This window comes from Mycolicibacterium moriokaense (assembly GCF_010726085.1).
Classification (GTDB): domain Bacteria; phylum Actinomycetota; class Actinomycetes; order Mycobacteriales; family Mycobacteriaceae; genus Mycobacterium; species Mycobacterium moriokaense.
On the sequence record NZ_AP022560.1, the window covers coordinates 3109877 to 3122167 of the forward strand.

General features: G+C 67.1%; 13 protein-coding genes and 1 pseudogene. 11 read left to right on the top strand and 3 right to left on the bottom strand.

Translation table 11 applies throughout. The features are described 5' to 3' along the window. Window positions 1-41: 41 nt before the first annotated feature. The 4 genes from G6N43_RS15160 (at window position 42) to G6N43_RS15175 (ending at window position 2509) form a co-directional block, all read left to right on the top strand. On the top strand, window positions 42-686 hold the full coding sequence (locus tag G6N43_RS15160) for a cell division protein SepF (RefSeq protein WP_083152900.1): 645 nt from the start codon (window positions 42-44) through the stop codon (window positions 684-686). A gap of 135 nt (window positions 687-821) precedes the next feature. Then, window positions 822-1112 (top strand): YggT family protein, encoded by a 291-nt coding sequence (locus G6N43_RS15165; protein ID WP_083152899.1) that lies wholly within the window; start codon window positions 822-824, stop codon window positions 1110-1112. A 239-nt stretch (window positions 1113-1351) separates the two neighbouring features. Beyond that, the gene (gene wag31, locus G6N43_RS15170; RefSeq protein ID WP_083152898.1) at window positions 1352-2149 is read left to right on the top strand and encodes a DivIVA-like cell division protein Wag31; all 798 of its coding nucleotides are present in this window, start codon (window positions 1352-1354) and stop codon (window positions 2147-2149) included. Window positions 2150-2194: 45 nt separating this feature from the next. Continuing rightward, window positions 2195-2509: a hypothetical protein gene (locus tag G6N43_RS15175; protein ID WP_083152897.1), complete on the top strand. Its 315-nt coding sequence runs from the start codon at window positions 2195-2197 to the stop codon at window positions 2507-2509. Here G6N43_RS15175 and G6N43_RS15180 read toward each other — a convergent pair. Continuing rightward, window positions 2506-3183, bottom strand: coding sequence for a phosphoribosyltransferase (locus tag G6N43_RS15180; protein ID WP_083152896.1), 678 nt, complete (start codon window positions 3181-3183; stop codon window positions 2506-2508). The two genes, G6N43_RS15175 and G6N43_RS15180, sit on opposite strands and share 4 nt — an antisense overlap. An 84-nt stretch (window positions 3184-3267) precedes the next feature. Between G6N43_RS15180 and G6N43_RS15185 the strand changes: the two genes are divergently transcribed. Beyond that, complete coding sequence (locus G6N43_RS15185) at window positions 3268-4614, top strand: TIGR01777 family oxidoreductase (RefSeq protein WP_083152895.1); 1347 nt, start codon at window positions 3268-3270, stop codon at window positions 4612-4614. On the opposite strand, the gene G6N43_RS15190 is transcribed toward G6N43_RS15185, so the two are convergent. Both G6N43_RS15190 and G6N43_RS15195 read right to left on the bottom strand, forming a co-directional pair. Further along, window positions 4593-5318, bottom strand: a complete 726-nt coding sequence (locus G6N43_RS15190; RefSeq protein ID WP_083152894.1) for a type 1 glutamine amidotransferase — start codon at window positions 5316-5318, stop codon at window positions 4593-4595. The two genes, G6N43_RS15185 and G6N43_RS15190, sit on opposite strands and share 22 nt — an antisense overlap. A gap of 7 nt (window positions 5319-5325) precedes the next feature. Then, window positions 5326-6564, bottom strand: coding sequence for a serine hydrolase domain-containing protein (locus G6N43_RS15195; protein WP_083152893.1), 1239 nt, complete (start codon window positions 6562-6564; stop codon window positions 5326-5328). A 61-nt stretch (window positions 6565-6625) separates the two neighbouring features. Between G6N43_RS15195 and G6N43_RS15200 the strand changes: the two genes are divergently transcribed. The 6 genes and pseudogenes from G6N43_RS15200 to G6N43_RS15225 all read left to right on the top strand — a co-directional run bounded on the left by G6N43_RS15200 (window position 6626) and on the right by G6N43_RS15225 (window position 12284). Next, the gene (locus G6N43_RS15200) at window positions 6626-8173 is read left to right on the top strand and encodes a phospholipase D family protein (protein WP_234810120.1); all 1548 of its coding nucleotides are present in this window, start codon (window positions 6626-6628) and stop codon (window positions 8171-8173) included. After that, window positions 8170-9712, top strand: a pseudogene (locus tag G6N43_RS15205) (phospholipase D family protein). The gene G6N43_RS15200 and the pseudogene G6N43_RS15205 overlap by 4 nt, the downstream one beginning before the upstream one ends. A gap of 98 nt (window positions 9713-9810) precedes the next feature. After that, window positions 9811-11232 carry an HNH endonuclease signature motif containing protein gene (locus tag G6N43_RS15210; RefSeq protein ID WP_083152891.1) on the top strand — a complete coding sequence of 474 codons (1422 nt, stop codon included), beginning with the start codon at window positions 9811-9813 and terminating at the stop codon, window positions 11230-11232. Window positions 11233-11301: 69 nt separating this feature from the next. Continuing rightward, window positions 11302-11496, top strand: coding sequence for a hypothetical protein (locus G6N43_RS15215; RefSeq protein ID WP_163658121.1), 195 nt, complete (start codon window positions 11302-11304; stop codon window positions 11494-11496). Continuing rightward, a complete protein-coding gene (locus G6N43_RS15220) occupies window positions 11489-11884 on the top strand; it encodes an NINE protein (RefSeq protein ID WP_083152952.1) in 396 nt (131 codons plus the stop codon). The genes G6N43_RS15215 and G6N43_RS15220 overlap by 8 nt, the downstream gene beginning before the upstream one ends. Continuing rightward, complete coding sequence (locus tag G6N43_RS15225; protein ID WP_083152890.1) at window positions 11874-12284, top strand: DUF2752 domain-containing protein; 411 nt, start codon at window positions 11874-11876, stop codon at window positions 12282-12284. Before G6N43_RS15220 ends, G6N43_RS15225 begins: the two co-directional genes overlap by 11 nt. Window positions 12285-12291: the final 7 nt, after the last annotated feature.

Below are 12291 nucleotides of genomic sequence, written 5' to 3' on the forward strand. Positions count from 1 at the left end.
ATCATCACAGACACCAGAGCGACAGGTAGAAGGGTCGAGCGATGAGCACACTCCACAAGGTCAAGGCGTATTTCGGTATGGCGCCGATGGATGACTACGAGGACGAGTACTACGAAGACGACGACCGCGGCACCTCGCGCGGCTACTCGCGCCGCTCGCGCGAGGACCGGTTCGAGGACCGGTTCGACGGCGACGGCTACGGGCGCGGTTACGACGACCGCGAATACGACGACGGTCCCGGCTACCGCGGTGGGTACCGCGACGAGGACCGCTTCGAGGGCAGGCTGCGCGGTCCGCGTGAGTTCGAGCGGCCGTCCTCGCGGCTGGGTGCGCTCCGCGGCTCGACTCGTGGGGCGCTCGCAATGGATCCGCGCCGGATGGCCGAACTCTTCGAGGCGGGCAGCCCGCTTTCGAAGATCACCACGCTGCGTCCCAAGGACTACAGCGAGGCGCGCACCATCGGTGAGCGGTTCCGCGACGGCACCCCCGTCATCATGGACCTTGTGACCATGGACAACGCCGACGCCAAGCGGCTGGTCGACTTCGCGGCCGGGCTTGCGTTCGCCCTGCGCGGCTCCTTCGACAAGGTCGCCACCAAGGTCTTCCTGTTGTCGCCCGCCGATATCGACGTCACGGCCGAGGAACGTCGCCGCATCGCCGAAGCCGGCTTTTACGCCTATCAGTAGCTGACCGCCGGCGCCGATCAGCCTCGGCGCCGTCCGTGAACGAGGCAGGTAGGCTGGCGGAGCGCGCCAGCGCCCGGCCATCGGTTGTCGGGTTGGTGCCTGTATCCAATGTCACACGTAGTGAGGTCGGCTTAGTTGGCGCTCTTCTTCGACATCCTGGGCTTCGCCCTGTTCGTGTTCTGGCTGCTGCTGATCGCCCGCGTCGTGGTCGAGTTCATCCGCTCGTTCTCCCGTGACTGGCAGCCCAAGGGAGCGACAGTCGTGATCCTGGAACTGATCATGACCCTGACAGACCCGCCGGTGAAGCTGCTGCGCCGGCTGATTCCGCAGCTCACGATAGGTGCCGTGCGCTTCGACCTGTCCATCATGGTGCTGCTGCTGGTGGCGTTCATCGGCATGCAGCTGGCATTCGGCGCGGCGGTCTGAGAAGCGCCCGCCGGACGCCGATTCTTTGGTCGGCGACGGGCTAACCGGGGCGTTTGCCGCGGTCGATATTCGTCAGTCGAATCGCTCAACGCCGACCGCGGATCTTTGAAATTCGCTCTTAATTATTGGGCTCTTCCGCAACCGCAGGGTCTGGTGTGACAGGATGGACGCCAGTTACGTTCCAGTGAGGCTTTACACTTTGAGATCGGTTTACGGTCCAGACTCCAAGGGGGCAGACAATGCCGCTCACACCAGCCGACGTTCACAACGTTGCGTTCAGCAAGCCACCCATCGGCAAGCGCGGCTACAACGAGGATGAGGTCGACGCCTTCCTCGATCTGGTTGAGAACGAGCTGACCCGCCTCATCGAGGAGAACACCGATCTCCGGCAGCGCGTCGCCGAACTGGACCAGGAGCTCGCCGCCGCAGGTGGCGGAGGACAAACGGCGCAGGCCGCACCGCAATACGAGGCCGCCCCCACACCCGAGCCGACCCCGCAGCCCGCCTACGAGGCGCCCGCGAGCCCTTCGTCGAACGAAGATCAGGCGATCAAGGCGGCGCGCGTGCTGGCGTTGGCCCAGGACACTGCCGACCGCTTGACCGAAACCGCCAAGGCCGAGTCCGAGAAGATGCTCGCCGACGCCCGCGCCCAGGCCGATGCCCTCGTCAGCGAGGCCCGGCAGACCGCGGAGACCACCGTCACCGAGGCGCGTCAGCGCGCGGACGCCATGCTGGCCGACGCGCAGACCCGGTCGGAGACCCAGCTGCGGCAGGCGCAGGAGAAGGCCGACGCCCTGCAGGCCGACGCCGAGCGCAAGCATTCCGAGATCATGGGCACCATCAACCAGCAGCGCACGGTGCTGGAAGGCCGCCTCGAACAGCTGCGCACCTTCGAGCGCGAGTACCGGACCCGCCTCAAGACGTATCTGGAGTCGCAGCTCGAGGAACTGGGCCAGCGCGGCTCCGCCGCCCCGGTGGACTCCGGCGCCAACAGCGAGGCCGGCGGTTTCAACCAGTTCAACCGCGGCAACAACTAGACACTTACGTTTTAGTCCGCGTCCCAACGACTCCGGGGTTGACCGATGTTGATCGTTGCTCTTGTGCTCGCAGTCATCGGTCTTGCCGCATTGGTGACCGCTGTCGTCACCAGCAATGAGCTGATCGCTTGGGTGTGTATCGCGGCGAGTGTGATCGGTGTGCTGCTGCTGATCGTGGATGCGGTGCGCGATCGCTCGAAGAAAGAACCGGAAGAACCTGAGCCCGGCCCAGATGGGGTCGCGGAGTTCGACGAGGAATACCCCGAGGAATCGGCCGCCGATCCGGAACCCGATTACGACGCCGAGACGACGGTCGTCGAGCAGGCCGACGACATCTCCAGCGACGACACCAATCGCTAAACCGTTGGGGTCGCGAGCAATTCGCGTACTTCGTCGTCGCTGACCTGGTGGAAATCCTCGAACACCTGACCCACTGCCTCGAATCCCGGTGGCATCATCGCGCACACCACGTCGTCGGCTTCGCCGGCCAGCTCACGACATGCCGACGGCGGGCCGACGGGCACCGCGACCACCACCGCACTCGGCGCCTCGGCTTTCACCGCGCGCACCGCGGCGAGCATGCTGGCGCCGGTGGCGATTCCGTCGTCGACCAGGATCACCGTCTTACCGGCCACGTCGATCGGCGGTCGGTCTCCCCGGTAGGCGCTTTCGCGTCGGTGTAGCTCCTCGGTTTCGCGGTCGGTGGCTTCCTGGATCTGGTCCTCGCCGATACCGAGGCTGCGCACCAGGTTGTCGTTGATCACCACGCCGCCGCCGGACGCCAACGCGCCCATCGCGAGTTCCTGCCATTGCGGGACACCGAGCTTGCGGACCAGGAACACGTCGAGCGGCGCGTGGAGAGCGTGCGCGACCTGCCAGCCGACCGGGACGCCACCGCGCGCCAGGCCCAACACCAACAGATCGTCCCTGTCGCGGTAGGACGCCAACTTCTGCGCCAGGATGTCGCCGGCTTCCCGGCGGTCCCGGAACACACGACCCGCGCCGCGGCGGGTCAGACCGCGCAATCCGCTCATCGCTTTCTCCGCAATTTCAGCCTACGACCGTGGGTACCCAGCCTGGTGCCAATCCGTCACGGCCGCGGCTGCGAATATCCGTATGTGGGCATCGAGTACGAAAGCGTCGTCGACCATCCACTGAGCGAGGTGTTCGACTGGCACGCGCGACGCGGTGCCATGCGACGCCTGGTGCCGCCATGGCAGCCGATGAAGGTGCTGGCCGAGACCGATTCGCTGGCCGACGGCCGCGCGGTGCTCGGGCTGCCCGGCGGGTTGCGCTGGGTGGCGCAGCACGACGCCAGCAGATTCGACCCGCCGCACCGCTTCGTCGACGTGCTGTCGTCGGAAGGTCCGCGGTCCTGGCCTCCCCGGATCGTCGGACGCTGGACGCATACGCACGAATTCGAGCAGGTTGCGTCGGGAACGCGGGTGTACGACCGCATCGAGGCACCGGTGCCGGCCGCCGCGCTGCGGCCGATGTTCGTCTACCGGCATCGGCAGCTCGCCGATGACCTGGCCGCCCATCGCGACGCGCGCGAGGCGGGCCTGCGCCCCCTCGTCGTGGCAGTCACCGGCGCGAACGGCCTGGTCGGCACGGCGTTGACGGCGTTCCTGAGCACCGGCGGGCACCGGGTGATCCGGTTGGTCCGCCATGCTCCGCGGTCTGCGGACGAGCGACAGTGGGATCCCGACCGCCCCGCCGCCGACCTGCTGTCGGGGGTCGACGCCGTGGTGCATCTTGCGGGGGCCTCGATCGCGGGCCGGTTCACGGCCGCGCACAAGGAGGCCGTCCGCAGCAGCCGGATCGACCCGACCCGTCGGCTGGCCGAGGTCGCGGCCGCCGGGTCCTTCGCCGGGCCGTTCGTCTGCGCCTCGGCCATCGGTATCTACGGGTTCGACCGTGGTGACGCCGTGCTCTGCGAGGACAGCGTGCGCGGCGACGGGTTCCTCGCCGATGTCGTCGCGGACTGGGAGGCGGCCACCGCGCCCGCTGCGGACGCGGGACTGCGGGTGGTCAACGTAAGGACCGGAATCGTGCAGTCCGCCCGCGGCGGCACCCTGCGTCTGCTGCGCCCGCTGTTCGCCGCCGGACTGGGTGGGCGCGTCGGCAGCGGACGTCAGTGGCTGTCCTGGATCGTGTTGGACGACCTCCTCGACGTCTACTACCGGGCGCTGTACGACGCGCGGCTGTCCGGACCGGTCAACGCCGTCGCCCCCACGCCGGTGCGCAATGCCGACTACACCAAGGCTCTCGCGCGCGTACTGCGTCGTCCGGCGGTGCTGCCCGTGCCTTCGCTGGGACCGCGAATACTGTTGGGAGAGCAGGGTTCACGAGAGCTGGCAGAGGCCAACCAGCGGGTGGCGCCCACCAAGCTCGACATCGTGGGCCATCGCTTCCGGCATCCCGAGATCGACGGTGCGCTCGCTCACGAACTGGGGCACGGCTGACGGACGACGTGAGTCACGAAGCCGCGCACCAGGTTTCGCACCCGCGTTGCCGCATCATCGGCAAGTTCCTTTGTCCAGGAGAGTAATTCGTCATGGGTGTGTCCGAAGCCGACGACTTCGCCGTCGCGATCGTCGGCCAGCCACAGCTCCAGCAGGGGAAGGTCGACCTCTGGGTGGAACTGCAGGGCCAGGGCACGGCCAAGCAGGAAGGCCTGGGAGGCATTCTCGGTACGGGCGATCTCGGTGGCGCCGGGCGGCAGGGTCCACCGGTCGAAGTGCCACTGGAACCACGGTCCGGCTGGGATCAGGTCCGGACGGTCGCTCGTGACGTCGTACCAACCGATCTCGGGCTGCGGTGACCGCGCCACTGACCCGCCGAACGCCTGGGCCAGCAGCTGGCCGCCGAAGCACACGCCGAGCAGCGCCACGCCCGCGTCGGCGGCGTCGCGCACCAGCTGCATCTCGGTGTCCACCCAGGCGCGACGCAGCGCTTCGTCGTAGACCGGCCACCGTGCACCGAGCGGCACGACGACGTCGTAGCCGGTGAAATCGGGGAACGTCACGTCCACAGCGGGATCGTTGACGCGGTGCGGGGGAACGACCCCGAAGGTGTCGACGTCGAAGCCCTGCTCCGAAAACGCCTCGCCTAGCAGCGCCTCGGTCGCGAGATGCTCGTTGTGCAGGAACAGAACCTTGGACGCCATGCTCCCATTATTTCGGTTCGCGCACCGGTGGCGCATCGTCAGGGGCCAAAACGGCGCCGATCCTGCGGAACAGGATGTCCGCGACATTGGTGTAGTCGCCCTGATCGTCGAACGCCTCGGGCAGGTAGGTGGTGGCGACGGCGATGGCGATCTTCTGCTCGGGCAGGTAGGCCTCGACCGCAGAGAATCCCGCCAGCATCGGGTTCTGCAGCAACCAGTTGCCCGAGATGACGATGCCGAGGCCGTAGGTGTAGACATCGTCCAACGGCTCACAGGTGGCGCAGCCAGGTTGTCTGCGGGTCTTGCCGCGCAGGTCGGTGGACGTCATCTTCTGGTACGAGTCCGACGACAGCAGCCGGCCCGAACCGATGCCGACCGCCGTCGCCTCCATGTCGTAGATGTCGGTGGTCTGAATCGCCCCGTGGGTGATGGTCCACGACGGATCCCAGAAGGTGCTTTCCTCGTAAAACGGTGTGCCCGGGGGGATCTTGAGGAATGCGCGACGTTCGGAGGAGAACGCGTGCAGGACGGGCTCCGGTATCTCGGGCGTCAGCGAGCTGACGGTGTTGGCCAACCCGAGCGGGCGAAGCACCTTCTCCGACAGCAGCTTCGACATCTCTTCGCCCGTTGCCTTCTCCAGCGCGAGACCGAGCAACAGATAGTCGGTATGTGCGTAATTCCAGTTGGTGCCGGGCTCATACAGCAGCGGCTGCGACACGGCGAACTGCAGCAGCTCGTGCACCGTCCAGCGCCGGAACGGATTGGCATAGACCGCATCGTTCATCTTGGTGTTGCCGATGACGTAATCGACGTAGCCCGAGGTCATCTGGGCCAACTGCCCCAGCGTGACGCGGTCGGCGTTCGGGATCTGCGGCAGGTACTTGGACAGTTTGTCGTCGAGACTCACCTTCTGTTCGTCGACGAGCTTGAGCAGCAGGGTGGCGACGTAGGAGATGGCCACCGCGCCGTTGCGGAAATGCATGCGGGGCGTCGCGGGCACACCGGTCATCGACTCGCCCTCCGCGTCGGTGACGATCTCCTTGCCGTCGATGGTGACCCGGACGATGACAGCCTTCAGGTGCTCGGAGGCCATCGTCTCGCGGACGACGCGCATCACCTCGTCGGCCTTGGTGGTGTCGGTGCCGGTCGTTGTCGTCGTCGTTTCGCCGGGCAGGGTCCCAGGGGCGCACCCGGCGGTCAGGGCGAGGACGCAAAGCGCGACGAGGAGGCGCCGGACAACGGGCATGCCGGGATCTTCGCACACGTCCGCGGTGCGTAAACCAGCCCACAAACGGGCACTCCACTGCGTGTCTGTCCTGGCCGAATGGTTTCTCACGTCAGGTGAACGCGGCAATCCGGATTGGCGGCTGCCTGCGTGGAGTGAGGGTAATCAGGCGGAGGTCCTCATCCACGGGGCGTCGTACTTCGACCGCCTCGTCGCCGAAGTGGACCAGCTGCGCGCCGGAGACCACCTGTTCTTCGCCGACTGGCGCGGCGACGCCGACCAGCGGCTGCGCGAGAACGGGCCGACGGTCGCCCAGTTGTTCCGTTCCGCGGTCGAGCGCGGTGTGCTGGTCAAGGGACTGATGTGGCGGTCCTACCCGAACAGGCTGCAGTTCAACGAGGAGCAGAACCGCCACCTCGGCGAGGCGATCGAGCGCGCCGGTGGGGAAGTGCTGCTCGACCAGCGGGTTCTGCTCGGCGGGTCGCACCATCAGCGACTGGTCCTGCTGCGCCACGCCGACGAGCCTTCGCGTGACGTCGCCTTCATCGGCGGTATCGACCTGTGCCATTCCCGCCGCGACGGCGAGTCGCACCGCGGTGATCCGCAGACGGTGGAGATGTCGCGACGTTACGGTGAGCGCCCGCCGTGGCACGACGTGCAGCTGCAGCTGCGCGGTCCCGTCGTCGGCGCGCTGGACACCACGTTTCGGGAGCGCTGGACGGCCAGGGCGCCGCTGGATCTCTTCAATCCGCTGGCGTGGCTGCGCAACAGGTTCGTCGGCACGACCGCGGCACGGCATCCGTTGCCGGAACAGCCGCCTGATCCGCCGCCGTGCGGGCCACATGCGGTACAGGTGCTGCGGACCTACGGCGACGCGCTGATCCAGTACGAGTTCGCCAAGGGCGGTGAGCGCACCATCGCCCGCGGCTACACCAAGGCGGTCAGGCGCGCGCGGCAGTTGATCTACCTCGAGGACCAATACCTGTGGTCGGAGGAGGTGGCCACGCTGCTCGTGGAGGCGCTGACCGCCAACCAGGAGCTGCATCTGGTGGCCGTCGTGCCACGGTATTTCGATCTCGAGGGTGGCTTCGGCCGGCCGCCGACCCTGCTCGGCCGCCAGCTCGCCGTCGAGGCGTGCCGGCGCGCCGCCCCGGGGCGGGTGCACCTTTTTGACGTCGAAAACCATGAGGGCACACCGGTATACGTGCATTCAAAGGTGTGTGTCATCGACGACACCTGGGCCTGTGTCGGCAGCGCCAACTTCAACCGGCGGTCGTGGACGCACGACAGCGAGTTGGCGTGCGCGGTGCTGGACGACGACGGTGCGTTCGCGCGGGACATCCGGTTGCGGCTGCTACGCGAACATCTCGATCGCGCCGCAGACGGTAGCGAGGACGGCGGGCTCGACGACCCGGCCGCGGCGGTCGACGAAATCATCGCCTCTGCAAAGGCTTTGGAGGACTGGCACGACACCGGTTGTCGAGGACCGCGTCCGCCGGGCAGGCTGCGACCACACGAGGTCGAGCGCGTCGACCCACTGACGCGGCTGTGGGCCGAACCCGCCTACCGCGTGATCTTCGACCCGGACGGACGGTCCTACGCCGACCGGCTGTTGCGGCGCGGGCCATGAACATCGCGGACTGGTTTCTCACCGACGAGGAACGCGGCAATCCAGATTCCGCGATACCCGCCTGGTGCGAAGGCAATCTCGCCGAGCCGCTGATTCACGGCTCGACGTACTTCGACCAGCTGGTGACCGAAGTGGAAGCGCTGAGCACGGGCGATCATCTGTTCTTCACGGATTGGCGAGGCGACCCCGACCAGAAGCTGCGCGACGGCGGCCCGACGATCCGCGACTTGTTCTGCCGCGCAGCCGAACGCGGCGTCGTGGTCAAGGGTTTGGTGTGGCGGTCGCATCTGGACAAGCTCGCCTACAGCGAGGAGGAGAACCGCCACCTCGGCGAGGCGATCGAGCGCGCTGGTGGCGAGGTGCTGCTCGATCAGCGCGTGCGCATCGGCGGGTCGCACCATCAGAAGCTGGTCGTCATCAGGCATCCCGGCGCACCGGAGCGGGACGTCGCGTTCGCAGGTGGTATCGATCTGTGCCATTCCCGCCGTGATGACGCGTCGCACCGCGGCGATCCGCAGGCCGTGCAGATGGCCAAGCGGTACGGCGGAGCATCCGCCGTGGCATGACGTACAACTGCGGGTACAGGGGCCGGCCGTGGGTGCCCTCGATACGACGTTCCGGGAGCGCTGGAACGACCCCGCGTCGCTGGACATGCTCAATCCGCTGGCGTGGCTGCGGGACAGGCTAGGCGGGGCCGACATGAATGCCGATCCGTTGCCGGACCAGCCGCCGGATCCGCCACCGTGTGGGCCGCATGTCGTTCAGGTGCTGCGCACCTACCCCGACGCGCATTTCGAATACGACTTCGCGCCGCGCGGGGAGCGCAGCATCGCCCGCGCCTACAACAAGGTGGTGCCGCGCGCCCGCCGGTTGATCTACGTCGAGGACCAATACCTCTGGTCGAAGCGGGTGGCCAAATTGTTCGCCCGCGCGCTCGCCGACAATCCGGACCTGCATCTGGTGGCGGTCATCCCGCGCCATCCCGACGTCGACGGCCGGCTCGAGCTGCCGCCCAACCTCATCGGACGCTGGCAGGCGCTCGAGACGTGTCATGCGGTCAGCCCGGAGCGGGTGCACGTGTTCGACGTCGAAAACGCCGAGGGCACACCGGTGTACGTACATGCCAAGGTGTGCGTCATCGACGACGTCTGGTCCTGCGTGGGCAGCGACAATCTCAACCGCCGTTCGTGGACGCATGACAGCGAACTGACGTGTGCCGTGCTCGACACCGAGGGCGACTTCGCACGGGATCTGCGACTGCGGCTGCTGCGCGAGCACCTCGACCGCGCCGACGACGGCAGCGACGACCGTGGCCTGGTCGATCCGGCCACCGCGGTAAACGAAATCGTGCAATCGGCAGAACGCTTGGAACAGTGGTACGCATCCGGCCGTCGGGGCCCGAGGCCGCCGGGCCGACTGCGGCCGCACCGGGCCGAACGCCCCGGCGTGTTCACGCGGCTGTGGGCCGAGCCTGTGTATCGGCTGACGTACGACCCCGACGGCCGGTCGTATCGAGATCGGCTCAGGGGCAGGTTGTGAATTCGACGGGCAAACTCGTCGGGCCCCGGCGCCGAATGGCCCTTCGCGCGCATTTCTGATGAGTCAACGAGTCAGTGGAGTTGGTTATACTCGAACACATGTTCGATGATCGGGCGTCGGATGCGGAGCTCATCGCGGTGATGGGTGAGGCGACTCGGGAGGAGTCGACGTGCATTGCGCAGCGATTATTGATCGTGGCCGAGCTGTTTGTCCGGCGTGAGTCGGCGTTGGCTGAGTTGGATTGGTGTGTCATTGACAACTGTGCGGCGGTGGCCGCGGAGGTGTCGGCGGTGCAGAACATCAGCCATGCCCGCGCGGTGGGGCAGGTGCAGTTCGCGTGTGCGTTGGCGTACCGGTTGCCAGCGGTGGCCAAGGTGTTCGTGCGCGGGACCATCGACATGCGGATGGTGTCGATGATCGTCAACCGCACCACCAACGTCGAGGACGCGGTGATGCCGGATCTGGATGAGGCCTTGGCGGCGCGGGTCGAGAAGTGGATGAAGCTCTCGGGCCCGAAACTGCGTGATCGGATCGATAAGTTTGTCGCCGAGTTCGATTCCGCCGGTGTACGTGTGCCGCCCAAGGTCGAGGACAACCGTTACGTCGCGACTGGGCCGGGCAGCCCGGGCATGGCGTGGCTGTCTGGCCAGTTGCGTGCCACCGATGCCGCGGCGTTCAGTGCACGGCTGGATGCCTTGGCCGCCACGGTGTGCGAGCATGATCCGCGCTCGGCGGAGCGGCGTCGCGCCGATGCCTGTGGCGCATTGGGTCGCCAAGAAGCCGTCCTGGCGTGCTTGTGTGGGCGTGAGGACTGCGCGGCGGCCGCGGTACAGGCCAACGCCAAGGCGGCGGTGATTCATGTGCTGACCGAACAGGCCACCCTTGATGGGAGGAATGATAAGCCGGGGTATCTGGCCGGGTTCGGGATCCTGCCCGCCGAATGCGTACGTCAGGTGGCGAAGACGGCCACACTGAAGCCGCTGGCGGTTCCCTCTGATCTGGCCCCGGATCCGGGGTATCGGCCCAGCGCGAAGAACAAGGAGTTCCTGCAGTGGCGGGATCTGACGTGCCGTTGGCCGGGCTGCGACAAGCCGGCTGAGAAGTCCGATGTCGACCACACGGTGCCGTACCCGTGGGGGCGGACGCATCCGTCGAACGCCAAGCACTACTGCCGGATTCACCATCTGCTCAAGACTTTTGGCGGATGGAGCGATCGGCAGTTGTCCGATGGCACCGTGGTGTTGACCTCACCGACCGGACACGTCTACTCGACCGAGTCGCATGGTGGGGCGATGTTCCCCACGCTCGCCACCCCTACCGGGGATCTGGACCTTCCGCCGCACATCCCCGATCCGGAGGCCGACCGCGCGGCGAGGATGCCGCGGCGCACACAAACTCGTGCCCAGGACCGTCGGGACCGCATCAACGCCGAACGACGCGAACGCACCGAACTGATCGCAGAAGAAGAGCGCCAACACCGAGCCTGGCTCGCCGCCAATTACAGGCCGCCGCCCTTCTGAATGTGAAAGTCGCGATCATCGGGCCGGCTCAGCATCGCGGTCATTGTCTTACAACCGGTATTCCACACGGTGGGTCCCAGCGCCCGTGCGACGTCGTCGTTGAACTTCGCGGTGGCCTACTGCAGGAAGATCGAGCCGCTGGCCTTTATTCGCTCGGTGGACCCGTCCGTGCCTGTCGACGGATTGGTCGACATTCTGCGCCTGGTCAGCCGCCAAACCGGAAGCAATCGCCGTGAGTTCTGGCATGCTGGTGGCCATGACTGAGCCGCAGTTCAGTGGTAGCGAATCTGGAAGCCAGCCAACGCCGCCGCCCCCGCCTGGCTACGCACCGCAGTATCCGCCGCCGGCAGGCCAGTATCCCCAGCCCTACGCGGATCCCAGCGCGCCCTTCGGCAGGCACCCGCTGACGGGTGAGCCGTTCTCGGACAAGTCAAAGGTGATCGCCGGCCTGCTGCAGCTGCTCGGGCTGTTCGGGATCGTCGGCATCGGCCGCATGTACATCGGCCAGACCGGGCTCGGCGTCGCCCAGCTCATCGTCGGCCTCGTGACCTGCGGTCTCGGTGCCATCATCTGGGGCATCGTCGACGCGGTGCTGATCTTCACCGACAAGGTGCGCGACTCCGAGGGACGCCCTCTGCGCGATGGCACTTAGCACGGCCCCCAACCGGGGACGGCTGTACACCGCGCTCGGGACGGGCGCCGTGGCTGTGGGTGCGCTGGCCTACATCGGCATCGGCGATCCCCATTCGCCGGGCTTCGTGTTCTGGCCGTGCCCGTTCTACGCGATCACGGGCCTGTACTGCCCGGGCTGCGGCGGCATGCGGATGGTCCACGACGTGCTGCACGGCGACCTGGCCGCCGCCGTAGTCGACAACGTCGTCGCCCTGGTCGGTCTGCCGTTGCTGCTGGCCTGGTATCTGGTGCGTCGGCGCAGCGGAAAGCCCTGGATGACGCCGGTTGCCGCCGTCGTCATCCTCGGCATCGCGCTCACCTGGACGGTCGTGCGCAATCTGCCGGGGTTCCCGCTGGTCCCGACCGTTCTCGACGGGTAGCCGCTTT